The organism is Desulfosoma profundi, assembly GCF_055387865.1.
This window is the reverse complement of the sequence record NZ_AP042420.1, coordinates 1,297,461-1,316,285: the sequence shown is the minus strand read 5'-3', so window position 1 is coordinate 1,316,285 and position 18,825 is coordinate 1,297,461. Positions and strand designations below refer to the sequence as shown.

At 59.8% G+C, this 18,825-nt stretch carries 8 protein-coding genes; all 8 read left to right on the top strand.

Annotation, left to right across the window (positions count from 1 at the left end; translation table 11 throughout):
* The first annotated feature begins 1 nt into the window (after position 1).
* The 8 genes from ACZ5K9_RS05695 (at position 2) to ACZ5K9_RS05660 (ending at position 18,801) form a co-directional block, all read left to right on the top strand.
* Positions 2-2,212 (top strand): putative baseplate assembly protein, encoded by a 2,211-nt coding sequence (locus ACZ5K9_RS05695; RefSeq protein WP_464273458.1) that lies wholly within the window; start codon positions 2-4, stop codon positions 2,210-2,212.
* Positions 2,212-4,572: a phage tail protein gene (locus ACZ5K9_RS05690; RefSeq protein ID WP_464273457.1), complete on the top strand. Its 2,361-nt coding sequence runs from the start codon at positions 2,212-2,214 to the stop codon at positions 4,570-4,572. Before ACZ5K9_RS05695 ends, ACZ5K9_RS05690 begins: the two co-directional genes overlap by 1 nt.
* Positions 4,573-4,583: 11 nt before the next feature.
* On the top strand, positions 4,584-5,471 hold the full coding sequence (locus tag ACZ5K9_RS05685) for a hypothetical protein (RefSeq protein ID WP_464273456.1): 888 nt from the start codon (positions 4,584-4,586) through the stop codon (positions 5,469-5,471).
* 6 nt (positions 5,472-5,477) lie between these two features.
* A complete protein-coding gene (locus tag ACZ5K9_RS05680) occupies positions 5,478-7,370 on the top strand; it encodes a hypothetical protein (protein ID WP_464273455.1) in 1,893 nt (630 codons plus the stop codon).
* Positions 7,367-11,092: a hypothetical protein gene (locus ACZ5K9_RS05675; RefSeq protein WP_464273454.1), complete on the top strand. Its 3,726-nt coding sequence runs from the start codon at positions 7,367-7,369 to the stop codon at positions 11,090-11,092. The genes ACZ5K9_RS05680 and ACZ5K9_RS05675 overlap by 4 nt, the downstream gene beginning before the upstream one ends.
* A 200-nt stretch (positions 11,093-11,292) precedes the next feature.
* Positions 11,293-13,686: a hypothetical protein gene (locus ACZ5K9_RS05670; protein WP_464273453.1), complete on the top strand. Its 2,394-nt coding sequence runs from the start codon at positions 11,293-11,295 to the stop codon at positions 13,684-13,686.
* A 118-nt stretch (positions 13,687-13,804) separates the two neighbouring features.
* Positions 13,805-15,802, top strand: coding sequence for an ATP-binding protein (locus tag ACZ5K9_RS05665; RefSeq protein WP_464273452.1), 1,998 nt, complete (start codon positions 13,805-13,807; stop codon positions 15,800-15,802).
* 53 nt (positions 15,803-15,855) lie between these two features.
* Positions 15,856-18,801 (top strand): patatin-like protein, encoded by a 2,946-nt coding sequence (locus ACZ5K9_RS05660; protein WP_464273451.1) that lies wholly within the window; start codon positions 15,856-15,858, stop codon positions 18,799-18,801.
* The last annotated feature ends 24 nt before the right edge of the window (positions 18,802-18,825 follow it).

Genomic DNA, 18,825 nt, shown 5'->3' with positions numbered 1-18,825 from the left:
CATGCCGTTGACCGTTCCAACGCTGGATGACAGGACCTTCGAGGATTTGGTCCAGGAGCTGCTTGCACGGATTCCGGGACACACGCCGGAGTGGACCCACCCGGCCCCGGGAGACCCGGGCCGGACACTTTTGGAGCTGTTCGCGTGGCTTGTGGATACGCTTCTTTATCGAGTCAACCGGATTCCGGAACGGCAGCGTCTGACCTTTCTCAAATTGCTGCACATTCCGGTTCGTCCTGCGACAGCCGCCCATGGGTTACTCGTCTTGGATTTGGCCAACCCCAAAAAACCGGAAATCGTGCCCGTTGCCGTGGGCACGCCAATCTCTGGGCCTGTTCCTTTCGAAACCGCCGGGGAGATCATGGTCTGCCCTTTGGAAGGCGAAGCCTACGTCAAACGTGTCCCTACGGCGGATGAGTCGGTTCGGCTGGGCAAGGTCGTGGAGGCTCTGCAATCGGTTTACGGCCTTAGCGCGGCTGCGGATGCGCCGGCCGTCCTCGCCTATATCACTACGCCCGTTTTCGTCGATCGAAAAGGGGACCCCTCGGGGTTGGACATTGCGACCACCGTGGATGGGTGCTTATGGATGGCGCTTCTTTCCCCTTCGGGAGCGGACCCTGGAGCGGTTCGGCAGTCCCTGGCCCGACAGGCAGCGGATTCTCGGGTGCTCAACGTCGGGTGGTGCCCTGCTCATCACGTCTCCGGGATCCAAGAGATCCTCGGGCCGAGGGGCGCTGTGGTCCACGAGTGGGAAATCACATCGAGCCGGACCATGCCTTCCGGGGAACCCGAGTACCTCACCTTGGAGGTGGTGCACGACGGCACGCTCGGCCTGCTTCAAGAAGGTGTCCTTCGGCTTCTTCTGCCGGACATGGATGATGTGGGCGCACCGGAAAACGACCTGGAAAAGGACCTGTTCGCGGGTGTGGGAAACCGGCCTCCTCGATTGGACGATCCCCAGAAGGCGTCGCGCCTCATCGCGTGGCTCCGCCTACGACCGACGCAGCCCGTGCAACATCTGCCGGTGACCTGGGTTGGAATCAATGCGGTTGAGATTGATCAGAAACGCACACTTCGAAACCTGATGATCGGCGTCTCCGACGGGACAGCCGATCAGGAGTTCGGCCTTCCGGGGACCTCCGTGGATTCCGAGTCCCTGTCCCTTCAAGTGGAGGACGGCGACCAGGGTTTTGTCACCTGGCAGCGGACGGTTGACCTGACCACCGCCGGACGTGACGACCGGTGCTATGAATTGGACTCGGAGGCCGGCACAGTTCGGTTCGGAGACGGCGTGCGAGGGCGCGTCCCTTTGGCGGGAATGCGGATTCGTGTGGAAACCATGAGATTTGGGGGCGGCCGACGCGGCAATCTTCCGGCTGGTTCCCTCACGGCCGTGTCCCATCCCAAATGCAAGGCCTGTCAACCCTTGGCGACCGGAGGCGGCGAGGATCCCGAAAACCTGGAAGAAGCGGAGAAGCGCATCCCGGCCTTTCTTCGCCACAGAGACCGGGCCGTGACCCAAGAAGATTACCGTCAGCTCGCTGCCGAGACACCGGCGGTGCGCCTTGGCCGTGTTGAAGTCCTGGCCCGATTCAAGCCGCAGCAAAGGCGTTTTGATGTTCCCGGGGTGGTGAGCGTCCTTGTGCTTCCCCATAAGGAAGAGATCCAGCCCCCATGCCCCAGACCGGATCGTCTCTGCTTGGAGCGCGTTTATGGGTACCTGGATAGCCGGCGTCCCCTAGGCACGGAGCTCTACGTGATCGGCCCCGAATACAAGGGCGTGGCCGTGAGTGTGGCCGTGCGCATCCGGGAAGGGCATCGCCGGGACCAGGTCCTGCAGAACGTGCGGCAGACCCTGCGCCATGTGTTCTGGCCCCTGCCGCCCGGGGGCTTTGACGGCACCGGCTGGCCGCTAGGCGGAACCGTAGTGGACAAGGACCTGGAGGTGGCCGCGGCCAGGGTGAACGGGGTACGCCAGGTGACGGGCGTGCGCCTTTTTTCATTGGATGCGAAGGGCTGGAAGCTTCTTAGCCCCGCAACCCAGGGCATGCCGGTGGTTTTTGTCCTGGAGCCCTGGCAGCTTCCAGAACTCCTTCAGGTGGTCTGTCAGGAGGGAGATCGGGCCTCCGAGAGCATGAGCCGATCTCCTTGGGATCACCTGGAGCCGGGCACACCGGTGTTTCCCATTCCCGTGGTGCCGGAGGTGTGTTGATGGACAGCAACGGCTTGAAATTCTGGATGGCTGCGGACGCTCGAGACTGGATCTTGGATGACAACGCCGCATGGGACGAAACCCGGCGCGTGGTCAGGCTCGTATCACGCCGGGCTGTGCCCCCGTCCGTTCAAAACAAGGTTACGGCAAGAGCTGCAGCCGATCGCTCTCGAGCGACCCTAGATGCCTTCGGCACCTGGGCGATGATCTCCCCGACGGGAAGACATGTGACGGCTGCCGGAGCCTTTCCACAGCCTGAGGACATTTGTCAGGTGGATACCGACGAAAGAATCCTCGATCTGGCTGCCGGCCCGAACGGGGTCTTGTACATGGCGGTGGAGGGATCATCCGGCCGACATCATGTGCTCCTGGTGGACCTGCTGCGCCGTTGGCCCCCCGTAAAACTCTTCCATCCCGAACTTCAGGTCGATCGTATTGTGGCGCACCCTTCAGAAGGGGCGTGGCTTATCGACCGCAAACGCAAGATGGTGGCGCGGGTCAACGGCGTACCGTTTCCTGAACACATCCAACGGGAATTTTCGCCGCGAGTTGGGCGCCCTTGTGAGGAAAACGATCGACCTCCCAAGATCCACGATCCCGTGGTTCTTCCCGTTCCTGCACAGTGGGAGCTGATCGCGGCGGCGCCGTCGGCCATCGGCCGCTTCGCGTTTCTCTTCTGGATCCAAGACGCTGACGCTCAAGTCCTCATCTGGGATGAACACACTTTTTCCCCGCCGGACAGCGTGTGCGGCCTGTCGGCTCCCTTTTCCATCGGGTGGGTGGAGGGGAACCGGTGGGCTTTCCTTTTGGAAGGCGCACGGGATGCTCCGGTTTTTTCCCTTCCTACGGGCGAGGGGAAGGGGGTGTCTCCTGTGGGAGCCCTTTATCCGCTTCCAGGCTGGGATGGAAGCCCGTTCTGCAACGGTCCGGCAAGCCCAGTTCATTTTCTGCAAAAGCGGACGTCCTTAGCGACAGATCTCAACGGCCAGGTGCAGCCTAAGGCCCTTCAGCCCTTGTCGCATGCCTTTTTGGCGTCCCACGCTTCGGTGCGTGCAGCGCGAGTTTTGGACAGCGGTGATTCCCGGACCGTCTGGCATCGGCTGTATCTGGAGGGGGTGATTCCACCGGGTACGGGGATCCGGTTGCGGCTCGCCGCATCAAACGCGCCGGATCCCCCTCCGCGGGAGCGCTATGTTCCCGTTTATTTTGGAACCGTGCCTCCAGAGGCAGACTTGACCCATTCCGGAGCCGTTCCCCGGGGCTGCTGGGTTCCGAGCGCTTCAGAAGTCCCTTTTCACAAGGGATTTCTCGACTGCACGAGCCAAAGAGACCGGGCGGGACTTTTCACGGCGCTCATCCAGAAACCTTCGGGGCGGGTCAGGCGCGTGGAAGGACGATTCCTTTGGGTGGAGATGGACTTGTGGGGAACCGGTCAGGCAAGTCCAGAAGTCGCGGCACTCAGAGTGTATGCCCCCCGATTCTCGTACCGGGATCGCTACCTTCCGGAATTATTCCAAGAAATGGTTGGAAGCTTGGACGCCGAGACCGACGGCGTGGCCAGTGGAGCCGACTTTCTGGAACGGTACCTGTGCCTTTTTGAAGGTCTGCTGACACCCTTGGAAGACCAAGTGGCGGCTGCCCATGGGCTTACGGACCCGAACGCGACACCACCGGAGACTTTGGATTGGCTGGCGTCCTGGATCGGAATCAGCCTGGAACCGGCCTTTTCCATCGCCTCGAGAAGGCGTCTCCTTCGAGAAGCCATGCTCCTTCTTCGTGAACATGGTACGCCGGCGGGCATGGCCCGTGCCCTGGACATCGCCACGGAAGGGGCTATCCGGCACAGGCGTATGGTAGTGGTGGAGGATTTCAGGCTTCGCCGCACGTTTTCCACGATCCTGGGCGCCGCTCTCGACGAGGCCCAGGATCCGCTGACCCTAGGGGGTTCCGCGGAAGGGAACAGTCGAGTGGGGAGAAACCTCTTTTTGGGAGCCCGAGAACAACGGGAATTCCTGGCCCTGTTTCGCCCCGATGTTTTGGAGGGGCACGGCGAAGAAGCAGAGGTGATCGCTTTTTTGGATGATTTTGCCCATCGCGTGACGATCCTGGTCCACGAGGAAACCGACCCGGACACGGTGGCACTGATTCGCCGCGTGGCGGCCATGGAGGCGCCCGCCCATGTGCATGTGCGCATTGCGGCCGCGACCGAAAATGTGGTGTTAGGCATCGCGTCGCTCCTGGGGGTGGACACCGCACCCGGAAGACGAGCGCCCCTGAGTGCCGTCTGTGAAGACACCTCCCGCCTTGGCCGCGACTCTTCCCTTGTGGACACACCCAGCCTGGATCCACGGTACGATTAAGGAGGTTCGCCATGGAGCGTTCCACTGATCCGCTGACCCATCCCGTCCCTCCCGACCGTCTGCATTACGAAACGGGCATGCTCCTCGATGTGGAAGACTTTCAAGATGAGCAAACCTATCACAGGAGCCGGCTTGCCCGCCTGGCAGCGTACCTGCACGGACATGGCACCGTGGCCGGACTGGAGGTGCAATGGCTTCCCGCTTTGGAAGAGCGGACCTCCCCGCCCCGCCCTGCCCGGGAAGAGCAGCTGGTGGTGACGGCTGGGCTTGCCCTGGACCGATTGGGAAGACTCATTGAAGTGCGTCGTCCCTTGTGCTTGCGGCTGGGTGTATGGTTCGAGCAGCAGGCGGAGGACCCGGTTGGACGAGATCGCCTGTCAAAAGCCCATCACTTTGCCGCCGCCGGCCTCCCGGAAGGAATCTGGGTGGATGTTTTTGTCACTTACGTCCCCTGCCGTCACGGCACGCGGCCGGTCTTTGCTACGGGAAACTTGGACAAACTGGATGGGGTGGCCCCTTCCCGGATCCGCGACGGAAGCCGGGCAAGCCTGGTTCTTCGAGAGGAGTCTGTCCCCCCGAGACCTCGTCGGCTGTTTCCCGATCTCAGCGGACTGACGGATCCCGAGGAGCAGCGGCGTCGCATCGTAAACTACAAACTTCGCGAGGCGTGGTTTGAAGAAACCCAGTGGGAAAACGGAGGCGATCGTCTGTCTCCTCTTCCAGAACACACACCGGATCAGGACGGCACGGAACTCTTTCTCGCCCGTGTCGTCCTCCCGGCCACACCGGGGCCACCCGTGGCGCGGGACATGACCCGGGACGTGGAAGTTTTCAACGATCTTCGGCTCTTTTCTTTCTCTACGGCCGAGCTGGCCTGGCTGGCCGGCTATATGAGGTGACAAGCCATGGCGGAATGGATCCCAAAGATGGGGCGTGTCCAGGTGGACGCAGAAACCCTGAGCCGCCTTTCCCGGTCGGGACTGTTGATGACCGATACCCGGCGCAGCCGGCCCTTGTGGTTTGACGGCCGATTCCTCACGGCTCAAGACCTGCAGCGCGAGCAGACCTACTTTCTCGTTCGGCAGGCGGATCTCGCTCAGGCCGCAGGGCACGGGGTCGTGCGTGGGCTGTGGGTGATGCCGGGTTCCAAGGCGAGCCATCTTCACGTGGAACAGGGTTTTGGAATCGCTCTCGGCGGTGAACGCATCGTTCTGCCTCGGGACGTGGAAGTGGACTTGGGAAATCTGCCTTTCCTGGACCAGCTGAACCGAACGCTCGGTTTGTCCAAGGAGCCGGCTCCACCCTTACGAACCCTTTCGGGTCTCTTCGTTCTCGCAGCCCGGCCCGTGGAATTCACGGCCAATCCTGTAGGCGCCTACCCTTCCCGGCTGGGAGACGACCAGCGTGTGGAAGATGGCGACATTGTGGAAGCCGTCGTATTAACCCTTCTCCCCTACACCTCGACGGAGGTGGCCACACCGCCTTCGTGGCGACGTGCAACGGCCGCCCATGAACTTTTCGTTCGCGGTGCTGGTTACACACCGCCTCCTTCCACCCTTCCTCTGGCCATGGTGGAGCTGGACAGAGGGTTCGTCCAGTGGGTGGACCCGCCCATGGTGCGCCGGGAGATGGGGCCTTCCCCCCTTGATGTTCTCGGATTGGGCACGGTCCCTCAATGGGTTCGCATCTCACATTTCCTGCAAACCCGCAGGATGTTCGGAGAAATTGTGGAAAGTCGACGCTTGGCGGGGCTGCCGCCTGCCTTTGCCGCTTCGGACTATTTCCTTTCCTTGCCTTCCGCGGGTCAGCTTCCGGCGGCGTGTATCGACCCCAAGGCCCTGACCCAAACCTACTTTCCCCCCGCCGTCCAGGTGGACCTCTCTCTCATTCCCGACGATGAACTGCCCTGCTTGGTGGAGGAAAGTCTCCAGCTTCCGCCCTTGGATTTGGGTGCGTCGGAAGAAATTCTGGCCGCGACCTCGGTTCTCGTCCTGCTTCCATTGGCGAGGAGCATCTACCGACAGATGGCCGCAGAACTCGGGACCAGCGAAACGGCGCTGCGTGCCGCCGGCACCCGAAGGGTCAAGAACGTGAGGGCGTTGACGTCGGGGATGGAGCCACGAACGCTTTTTTCTGAGGCGGCGGTTCAGGAAAACAGGCTGTCCCGATGGCAGCGGCTCCTGAATCAAAACCCCTCGCTGTGGTATGTGCGCCGACGAAACCTTCACCAGCGGGAAGACGTGGTGGGAGCCAAGATTCCCGTTCTGGCCGATGAATTCCGGGACGAAAGACAGATGCGGGCGTACCTCAAGGAGAAAGGCCTAGCCAACAAGTACACGCGCCTCAAGGTTCGGGCCAGTGCCGAGGCGGACCTTATCATGGCTTCCATGCTCACCTCCAGAAAATTCCAAGAATCGGACACATTGCTCAGAGCCGCCGTCCGGGAATTGGAGAAGGCCAAACGGCTGGATGCCTCCACGGCGAGAGAGATCATGAAACGCTACGACGCCGAGGCTCTCGGCGAAGGCATTCGAATGGTCGAACAAAAGATCCTGGAACCGGAAACCACGGGGGACGGGATCCCTGACACGGAAGCCATGAAGAAAAATGAAATGGTCCGAAAGAAGTTGGCCGAAGCGCAGGTGGTTCCCGAAATCGATGAGATCATGCGGCGTATCAAGCCCGAAGCTCGGGAAAAGTTTTTGGAAGACCTAAACGCGCTGGTGAAAGACCCGAGCGTCAAACCGGCCGCCCTGGTCGAGTTCGTTCATGGGACCTCGAGGAGTCTAGCGTCATGAGGATCTTTCCGCTCAGAGGTTGGGAGAGGGACGAACGCGCTGTTCTCATCGAACCCGTGCCGGCGATTCGAATCGCAGAAGGTTCTCGGCGTCTCCATCATTATGCCGGCCGGACTTTGACAAAGACGGCGTTAGACAGGGAATCCGCCCACCGTGATCGACATCTTGCCCTGGCTGGTTTGGAGCGGTCGGCGGGGGTGGTTTTCGGTTTGCAAGTGGACGTGGAACCGCCGCCAGAGCCACGCAGTGAAGGGGTTCGGGCTGACACGATGGAAGAAGGGGATGAACCGAAGGAGCGTCTTTCCACATCGCAAGGGAACTGGGTCATGACGCTCTCACCGGGTCGGGGCCTATGCTTAAACGGAGAGGATGTCGTAGTGCCGCGCCCCATGAGAGTCGCCTTGGACCACATCCCCACTTGGGGAAAGGATAACTCGGAATCCCCGCCGCCACGAGGGGTGGGGGTGTTGATCCTGGAGCCGATCCTTGCCCGAATGCCAGCCGATCCAGACGATATGGACCCTTGCGAACTGCATCCCGACGAGGAAGCTTTTGTGGACTATCAATGGATCGACGGATGCCGACTGGTGTGGATGCCCTGGCCCACGACGGAGATTCCTCTGCCGGCGTCTGAAGTTCGCTTCAGAAACGAGCTGGCGTATCGGATCTTCACTCATGAGGCCGCTTCCGACGGATCACCTCCTGTCTTTCCTTGGGAACAGGTGGGGGTTCCCGTGGCTCTAGTCCAGATTGCCGAGGACGGCGCTGTGGTCTTTGCGGACCGCTTCGCTGTGGTCCGCCGTGGCGGTGTCCCCCGACACCAACGGCCGATCTTCCCCTCAAGGGGCTCTCCCTTCCTCTGGCAGGCACGCATAGAGCAATTCCACGAACATCTTCGGGAGATTCTGGCCTCAGGGCGGCCAATGGAAAGAGCCGCCGATTCGTTCCGTTATCTTCCCCCTGTGGGGGTATTGCCCATGGAGGTGCTGGACCTGGAACACCGACGCATCGGCTTTTTCCCGGGAAACTACCGGCTGGAGGCGACTCCGGTGCCGTTGGAGCAGGTGGAGTGGATCGTGGAAGGTAGCGTATCCCTGAAACCACTAGACCTCTTCGGTGCGGATGCCCTCATGGTCTATCTTCCCGTGCCTCAAGAGCTCTACGAGCCCCAACTGCTGCAGACCGAGGAACCGGATCCCTCCCTTCAGCAGACCGTGGATGCCCTTTTAAAAGAGATCGGGCTGTGGTTGGGCCGGCGGACGGATCTGAGATCCCAAGCGCCTGTGGTCCTGGGCAGTATGGACGTGGCAGCCATTCCCACCTACCCGGATCCGGACCTGGACGCCCAGCCGGGAGAGCAGGCCCTGTGGAGTGACGGACAGCAAGACGAATACAAGAAAAAGACCCTGGAAGTTCTCGTCCGGCTCGTCGATCATACCTTATCGGCCTATTCTCTCACCACGGAAGAAAAACAGTGCTTAGAGCTGCTCAAAACCGGCAGGCAGGAAAACTCTGACTACAAGGATCTTGGCACGTTCATCGAAGAGTTGGACGACAAGATTCGGCGGAGCGACGATGCGGTGGACCTAGGATTTCTCAAGGTTCAGACAGACATCTATCGAGTGCGTCAGATTCTGCTGGGGGATGAAAAAGCCACAAGGCTGGCCACAAGCCCCGTGTTGGCGGACATTGCCAGAGGTGAAACAAGCCGGGCCACTGAGGTTCAGTTGAAAGCTTTTTTCGAAAAGGCCAAGGGGATGCAAACGACGACGGGTGCGGCGGTGAAGCCATCGAACAATCCCACCGAGAGGGTCTCGGCAAGCCCCACCTGGACAGTCTCCAAGACGATCCAGGACCTTACCGCGGAACCTGTTTCTGTGGAGGCGGCGACAGCCGCCGACATTCAACTGAAGAATCCCATCGTGGGCAGGATTCTCGATTTTCGAAGCACAACGGTGGTGGAACGTATTACCGATCCTTTGGCCCCAGAAGCCAAAAATTACGCCGTGGCGACCAAGGCGAGCGTCTTGGAAAGCCTTCTGAAGATCCCCATCGAAACTGGGGATGTGCGTGGACCTCTGTCCGATGGAAGTATCGCAATCTTTTCCAAGGAGGATTTCGCCCGGTTTGCCGCAGATTACCGGCAGGCAGTGAACCTGCTTCAAGAGTGGAAGTGCATCCATGAGCAGGGCGCATACGTGCTTGTGCATCTCAAAGGGCTTTCCGCCGAGCAGCAGAGTGTGTTGGGGCAAGCCCTCCGGATTTTATTGGATCATCGGGAATGCGATCTGAGGGATCCGGGTTTGCCTTATCTGGTCATGGCCGGCGTCTTTGATCCTGACCCCACTGTGTTCGATGAAGCAGCGTACCTTGCTTCGGGCGTCTCTGCATTGGAGAGCGCGGTGGGGATCCTTCGCCGCATGGAAGCCCGAATCTTGGATTATCGATCCGTTCGGGACAAGTGCTTGGAATGTCTCAAAGAGCTGAAAGACATTGCAGACCGATGGGCCCACGCCTTGAAGATAGTGGACGACGAGCTGGCGGAACGGCGGCACGATCTCGTGGTGGCCCGATCGCTGCTCGAGGAGGAAAAAGCCAGAGTGGACGCCGTCAACAGACGCCGGCGGGAGATTCTGGAAAACCATGTGCCCTTCCTTATCTATGCCCGCCCAAGAAGATGTTCCATCACCACCCATGCCGTGCCATGCCTCTCCCTGTATGGGGTGTGGAGACCTCCGATACCCACGTGCCTGGAAGAAGAACACCAGGCTCCGGAGGAGTTGGAAGTGATGTTCGGGCACCTGCGAGCCTTGCCGCTGGCGTGGTTCCCCTCACTGCAGAAGCTTCTGGACCGGCTGGACCACCCTCGGCGCATACTGGATGTTTTGGGGACGGCACAAAAGCGCGCCCAGACGATGGCTGTCGATGAGGAAAAACTCGGGAAGCGCGGTGGGGGAGTTGACGGACTCGGTGTCTCATTTCTTCAGAACGCCATCGAGGGCATCATGGGGGCCCATGCCCAAGCCGATGACGCCCGATGGGGCAAAAAAGCGCTGTTGGATCTAGGTACCTTGCAGCGCCTCTCCTGGAAAGAGCTCAAAGAGAAGGCTCAGGAGATCTTGTCTGTGGAGGATTTTCTCAGTGGGAAAATCGGCCGGTTTCAGGCGACAAGCCAAGCCTCCAGGCTGGTCCAGGAAATGGAGGATGTCGCCGTGTGCTTGTATGTCAGGGTGGGTCGGGTACCGCCGGCTATACGCTTGGAATGGGCACGGCGGATCAGCCAATTCGACAAGCCCGTAGACCTGAGGCGTTTCACCATTCTTCTCCGTTGGGGGGAGGTCTCCCTAGAGCTTCGAAAGGATCTGCAGAGCCTGATTGACTGGCTGTTTGCCCAAGTGGACCCCGGCATTCAGGAAGCCGTGGATTTCATGAATGATGTGATTCGCGTGGCCGTGCTTTTGGCCAGCCATGCTCCAGTGAACCAGATCGTCGCCGGCCACGTGCCCGCACCGGTGACGGGCAGGGCGGGGGACTGGCTGGATTTGGTGATCGATAAAGGGTTGGTCCGCATTGGGATGCAGGTTGCCATTGAAGAAGCCAGTGGAAGTGCCGTGCGCGCCGTGGTGGAGGACATCAGCGGGGCTGAAGCTCGTGTGAAGGTCACGTGGGCCGAAAAAACCACCTACCACATTCCCACAGGAGCCAAAGCCCGATTTCTCTAAAACCACAACGAAAAGGTCGTGGGATCCCATTAGATCACTCCATCGCTGTGGGCCACGAACCGATGCCGACATAATGGAACATCCGGCGCACCATAAAATCGAGGACGGCCTTGAGTGCTGTCCGAAACGGATTGATGGGGCGCTCGGAGATCTTGGGGGCGGGAACCTAGGCAGGCTCTAGGTTCGGCAGAAGGCAAGGTATGGAGTGTCGAGTAAGAAAACTGCGGATTCGGGCGGGCCGGGGTGCACCCGTATCCCATGTGGTCCAGTGCCTGGAAAACACTCTCCGCACCGCATCCTTTCCGGGCATGAATTCCAGTGCCTTGATCGTGGTGCGCTCCATTTCCCTTCGCCTCGGCACAGCCCCCATGAGTTTTTTTTCCGGATCCAGGCTTGTGGATTCCATGGTCGCCAATCTTGCCCTCCAGGCGGTGCCGGCATGGACTTCAGGTGCCGCTTTGGCGCCCGCCGTCTGGTTCCGGGACACCTTGGAAGCTCCGGCCCTGTTGGCGTTGCGGCTCGTTGTCTCCCATCGGGCCGACGAATGGTTCTGGAGAGGAGCCATAGTCGGCTGGTGTGACGATTTCGAATACCCCAGTGGCTTGCCGCTCGTGGTCAAAGCGGCCGCCCGCCTGCAACCTTCCCGTGCTGCGGTTGCCCGGCTCGTCACAACCCTCATGGACGCGGGCCGACTGGATTCGCTCCTGGAAACCCTCCATAAGGCAGACGGTGAAGAACTGCTCACCCATTTCGGCCTGCCGAAGGAGACGGCCACTTGCAACCCTCCGTGGGGGACCGGCCAAGTTCGGTCCGTCGTCTCGCGGCTTCACGACCGATGGGGTCGTCTTCTGGTCCGCTGGGCCGCTCGCTGGGGTGACGAAGATCCTCGCACGCTCTGGCTCGCGGCGGTGGCCCTGTGGCTTCACGGGCCTATACAAATGGAAAACACCCTGCATTGTGCTTGCGGTGCATCGGCGGTGACACAATCACTCCCTGAGACTTCCCGGCAACGTTTTCAAAACCCCGTGGGGTGCGATGACCCGCTTGCCTTCTCCGCCATGCCGCCTTGGGACCCACTTGAAGTTTGGGACACGGGGTCGGTGGTGGTTCCGTTGCCACGTTCGATCAGCAAAGTTAACCGCGCACCGGAAGATCAAACCACCGATGCCGTATCCTTGAAGAGTGAAGGGGCGGAGGCCTTTCGCCACCGGGGTGCCGGCGAAAAATGGAGAGAGCTCAATGAAGCCGACCTGCGTTTCACCTCAGAATCCATGCGGACTTTGGAAAAAACCATCCCTCCCCGCTCTGGTGCAGTGCCTCAGGGGGGCAAAGCTCCTCAGCAGCGCTCGGCTCAAAACACCCCCGGAAGTTCACTCCCTCAAGGAAAAAGTGTTCACCCTCGAAAGACGGACCCGCCGCCTTTGGACACCAAAGCGGAAATGGGGCCTGAGGCCATGGTTCAGGAAAGCGGGCATGGGGAACGAAGCGTGCCAGGCACCTGGGTGATTGGGGATTCGTCAAAGCGTCCCCGATCCCTCAATGACGAAGAACTCGAAGACGCTCCGAAAAAAACCGCGCTGCCCCTAGAAAAGCCCCTGCTTTCCTCGAAGACCCGGATCGATATGACAGCCGGCGCCACCACGGTCCAAAGGGTGGGATCGGCACGGGAATCCCGGATAATGCCTCAGCGGGTGCGAAATCCGAGGTCGTTGCCTCGCGGGCCATCTCTTTTGGCGGCCGACAATTCTCGCGCCGACCGGGCTCAACCGTTCGCGGCCCCGTTGTTTCTGGATGCGCAATGGAGTTTCGTATCAGGTTTTCTTTTTCTCCTTGGCCTCTTTCGATCTTTGTCCTTTGAAGAGCTTTTCTGTCGACATCCCTGTTTTGCGGCGATGGTCGCGGGAGTTCGGTTTCTTGAGTACATGGGACGTCTGTTGCCATTGCCCGAGGGCGACCCCCACCACCGAGTGTTGTCATGGGACAGGCCTCTGGACGAAAAAAAGAGCGTTGACAAGCCCTTCAATCACTTCTCGACTTTATCCTCCGCAGCCTTTTCTGATCTTCAAAGCCGATTTCGGGGACAAACGCCTGCCTTCCTCGTCTCTCCAGGAACTCAGCACGTTCCCCTTTTTGAACCGCCCGCATCGTGGCGGCGTCTTTTGGCGGAGCGCCCTCAGACGCAAAGGCGCTTAGGTCTCCGGATTGTGCAACCGAGGCAAGGACTGCGTCTGCTGGTGGATCGTACTGAACGCCTTGTCTTCGGCGTTTCGACGAGCCATGGAAAAACGTTCGATTCAACCGGCTCAGCCCCCTGGGTGCAGGCTCCTGTACAAGATGGTTTGCAAGACAGAATCCTCCTAGGTCTTTTCAAAGCGGCGCGACTCGTCACTTCGCTTTTCCTTTGGCGTCGGGAGGGGCTGACGTTTCAGGGGTTAGCCCGGCGGCCTGGCCGCATGGTTGTTGGGCCCACCCATGTGGACGTCTTTTTTCGGCTGGATCAGACGGATGTTCGTATCCGTCGGCTGGGTTTGGATGTGACCCCGGGTTGGGTGCCGTGGCTTTCTCGGGTGATCACCTTCCATTACGGGGACTGAAGGCGGAATTCGGCGTGGTCCACCGGAGACCGATTTGCCTAGTCCCCAAAAACCCAAGTGTTTTGGTGCACTCGTGCCCATGACACCCGACTCGTGATGCAAGAGGGGGAGAAGAGCGGTGGGGACCAAAGGGATGCCGTTGTGGGAACAGGTGTCCCATGAGGCTCAGGGAGCCATAAGGCTATCCTTGGCTGTGGCGGCGATTTGGCCTGCGTCGTTTTTCTATTTCAGGGATACGGAACGCTCTTTGGCAAGGCCGGAAGGAGCTTTCCTGCATGCCGTGTGGCGGAAGATAGGATCGGTTCATCTTTGGCATCAGGCGGTTGAGGAGTCGCTGCTTCGCCCGGCAGCCCAGGATGCCCGCCTTGTGGGATTGGCCCGCGCCCTCTCCCTGAGCACCATGGAAATCCTCACGACAGCTTTGTGCCTAAGCATCGAGGAGGATTCCCTCATGGCAGCCGTGGTGACCCATATCCAGCCCAACACGGGATCGCCGCGTCCTACGGTGGGTCTCATGGCCGAAACCTTGGGGCCGTTTCTCAGGGAGGCTGCGGAAGCTTCCCCAGGGTGTCTTCTGACCACGGGAACAGCCGTGAGGACAGGACTTCTCTACCGACGCAACGAAAGCGCACCGCTTTGCGACCAGCAACTGGCAGTGCCTTTTCCTCTAGTCCTTTCCCTTCGAGGAATTTTGCAACCCTGGCCCGGGACTTCTTTCGGCGGCCTTATGGAGACGGACCGCATGCCTGAAACCTTGCGGCGTGATGCCAACGCGCACGCCTCGGCCTTGAGCGAAACCCACGGAGCCCATCTCGTCATTCGTGCGTCGTCTTTCCGGGAAGCGCAATTGGCGGCTTTTCTGGTCTGTAAGGCGTTGAACCGGGGTCCGCTTTTGGTTCAATCCTCCGAAGCCCCTTTGGCGGGCTTGGGATTGTACTGCGCTTTAGATCGTCTGGTTCCGGTCTTTGTGCTGGAGACATCTCCCGGCCAAGTGAGCCATCTTCCCGGCGTGTTGGGTTACACAGGGCCTGTTCTGGCGCTGGCGGGTCCCGACGGAGCTGTGGAAGCTCTTGATGGGACCGTTATCCAGTGGCGGGTGCCGCTTCCCAGTCCTGAAGAAAGGTGCCGGCTGTGGCTAGGTATGGTGGGCGATCCCGGTGTGGCTCAAACCCTGAGCACCGGTCATCTTCATGGGGTGGACCGCATTCAAAACCTCGCCTTTTTGGCACGCATCAAAGCCCGAGTGAACGGTCGACTTCAGGTGGAATTCCAAGATGTGCGTCGCGCGGCCTTTGAGGTGGGGAAATTGGAGACCCTGGCCCAGCCTGTAGCGGAGGAAGTTCCTGAAAGCGCACTCATTCTCCCGGCATCCACCCGAAAAACGCTGGAAATGCTGGAAGCCCGCTGTCGGCACCGAGAGGATCTGCCCCGGCATCTGGGGGTGACCGTTCAAGCATCCTACAGGCCAGGGGTCCGTGCCCTTTTTGTGGGGCCGTCGGGAACAGGAAAAACCTTGGCAGCATCGTGGCTTGCCGCTCGACTTGGCTTTGCCTTGTATCGCGTGGATCTGGCCGCGGTGACAAGCAAGTACGTGGGTGAGACGGAAAAAAACCTGTCCACGCTGCTCTCGGCCGCCGAAGACGCCGACGTGATCCTTCTTTTCGACGAAGCCGATTCCCTTTTCGGGAAACGCACGGAAGTCCGGGATGCCAACGATCGCTTCGCCAATGCCCAAACCAACTACCTTTTGCAGCGCTTGGAACACTATCGAGGCATCGTGCTCCTTACGAGCAACAGTCGGGCCCGCATGGACGCCTCCTTCAGCCGCCGCATCGACCTGGTGGTGGAATTTCCCGCACCTGGTCCCGAGCAGAGGCGCGCGCTGTGGAAATCTCATCTAGGCACCGATCACGAGTTGCAACCTGGGGACATGAATCTTTTGGCTGCCCATGCTGATGTCTATGGAGGTCACATTCGAAATGCGGTGTTAGCCGCCGCCGTTCGGGCTCTGGAAGCGGGACGGCGGGTGCAATGGGAAGACGTCCTCGAGGGGTTGAAGCTGGAGTATGTGAAATTGGGCCGCCAGATACCCGCCGAGCTCCTTGTTGTTCCTTGAATGTGTGCAGCACTCCGCCGCTTTTTCATGCGACGGGATAGAGAGGTGCCTATATGGATGGATCGAAGACGGCAGGCCGGGAAGAGCGCGGCCGGGAAATCCGCATCGCTTTGGTGCTCTACGGTGGAGTGTCTTTGGCCGTTTATGAAAACGGGGTCAGTCGAGCCTTCTTTGACCTGGTGAGGGAGAACGGCCCGTTCAGGCTTCTTCTGAAAATCCTTGACGCCAACGCGGTGGTGGATGTGGTCTCGGGGACGTCCGCAGGCGGCATCAACGGGCTGTTTCTTGCCGCAGCCCTGGAATCCGGCGGAGACTTTACCAAGACATCAGATTTATGGAGAAAACATGGAGATCTGGGTGCGCTTCTTCGCCCCGTGGCCGCCTCCGAGAATGCCGAGTCGCTTTTGGACGGGGAAGGATACTTTCAAAAGCGTTTGGAAGAGGCCTTTCTCAGCATCCTCACTCCGACCTCCGAGCATGAGTCCACCCCGGGAGAGATGGATGTCTTCATCACTGGCACCAACTTGGAAGGGATCCTGACCACCTCTTGGGATTCCTTGGGCGCCCGTATCGACGACAAGACGCATCGAACCGTCTTTCGACTGCAACATCGGCCGGGGCGGAAGGCTTTGGGGTATGCGGATTCCGGGTCCAAAGGCTCCCTGCGGCTTCAGGCCTGTATCCTGGCTTCCATCGCGCGGATTACCTCCACCTTTCCGGTGGCTTTCCCACCCTTTTCGTTGGAGCAAATTCCCCGCGACCTAAGGGAAAAGGTGAAAGAAGCCCTGGAGCGAACGAGTCGCACGCGGCCGACGCACCACGTGTACGTGGACGGCGGCGTGTTGGACAACAAACCCTTCGGGCCCGCCCTGGAAGCCATCTTCTACCGTATGCCCCACAAGCCGGTGGATCGACGACTGTTTTACGTGGAGCCGGATCCCGAGCACCTCACGCCCTTGACTGACGACGAATCCAAGCGCTTGAGAAACCCTTTTCGGGTAGCCGCGGCCTCCCTGAACACCATTCCATCCCATGAAAGCATTGGTGAGGACTTGGAAAAACTCAAAGCGCACAATGCGAGAATTCGCTGGCTTCAGCGCATCAAGAAAGACTACCCGGCCAGGTTCCGTTCCCATGAGACGGCAACCTCCGCCAGTCCGGACTGTTGCGCTCCAGACGGGGAGATTTACCGACGGGTCCGTGTCGACAGCCTATGCACCCTTATGGTTTCGGATACCGACGACGTCCCTTCGGCCAAGACGGAAATCGCCGATCCTGAACGCGTAAGGCTGTTCGATTCGCTCCGTCAAAAGCTCTTGGCGTTGATACCGGTCAAGGGGACGACCTCAGAAGTCACGGGCAGCGTGACCGACTGGCTCCATCCCTATGACGTGGAGTGGCATATGCGATGTGCTTTCCACGTTCTTTACGAGCTTTACACCTGCGTGGACGATCCGAAACAGTCCACGCACGAGGACTTGTTGGGAGCCGTCCGCGCCACAGGAAGGATCATCAAAACGCTCAAGGTGATCCGAAACGGTCTGGCTCTCACCCGAGACAATCTCTTTCAACAGACAAACGGGGGTAAGCACCTGGAGCCGGAGCTGCTCCTAAAATCACTAACGACGTACTTGGAGCCGGAAAACGAAGTCTGGGGTACATTGACACAAAAGTTGGCGGCGGAAACGGGTGCCTCCAAGGGCGCCTCTTTTCTTCGAAAGCTGCAAGACCGCGCTGATGGGCCCCTTGGGTCTTCCGTGCTCACCGAGACATCCTTGCAGGCGTGGCAGTGGAGCTCGGATGTGGGCGTAGATCGTTTGGGGCCTCGGACTCTTTCTGCAGCGCCCCAAAGGACAATCCTGACCATACTGCACGATGCTCTAAAGGAAGTGGTTCAATTCACCGCAGATAGAGGCAACCTCATCGAGGATTTCGTCCTCCTCGATCGAGCTTTTTATCCCTTGGAGTTTGCCGCTGGCATCCATGAGCTGGATGAAATCCAATACGTGCGCATCAGTCCTCGAGACGCCCAAACGGGCCTCAGTGCCGTGGCACCGGGACTCAAGGTGACCGGAGACGATCTGGCCCATTTTGCCGCCTTTTTCCGTCGGGACTGGAGATCCAACGATATTCTGTGGGGCCGCATTGACGGCATCTGCCAAATCGTTCGGGGCCTTCTGGAGCCGAAGGTTCAGAAAAGGCTGTGGCACAGGCGATGGAGCCTGCCCGATGGGATCACCATGGAATCCCTGGATGACCATTTTTCCGGGTGTCCTTTGTCTCAAAAAAAAGCCCTGCTTCGGTCGTGGCGGGACCTCATGGACACGCGGCCTCCAGCCTCCTGCTCTGATGACGATCCCCAGGGAGTGGAGTGGTTCCAAAAGCTCGGGGCCTTCAGGGACCGGTTCATTACGGCGGCGCAGTACCACGCTGTGTCCCAGGACCTGGGAACTCTCTACGAAGACGTCTATTTTCAAGAAATCGTTTGGGGCACCGTTGCCGATGATGTGGGAGTGGGGCCACAGAGCGGGGAGGCCATCATAGCTGCCCGAGCCCGGGAAAGAGGGATCGCGGCCCGCAGCTCCGTCAAAGACTGCGGATTGGACTTTCAAGAAATGGCCCTTGGATCCCAGACGGTTGCCGGACCCAAAGGAGCCGTGCCCGCCCACATCCTTACGGAATACACCTGCCAAGTTTACCTGTTGGTCTGGTGCCTGATGCAGACGGCATTAAAGGGGCATAAGCGCCTTTCTGGTTTCTTTTCGCGTCGAATGCTTCGCTGGACTCTGCGCATACCCATCGCTTTTGTCTACCATCTGGTACGGACCCAAAGGCTTCAGCCCCGGTCTTTTCCCATTCTGGGAGTGAGCAGTGTCGCGGCTTTGCTGGCCTGCGGGGCTACAGGGCTTTTTTTGGGAAATTTGTGGTTCATGCTGCCCATTGCGGCGGCCTTGGCTGTTATGGCCATCGCGACCTGGCTGAAACGAACAAGGCAATGAATGCGCCGGACAATTCCCCAGAGG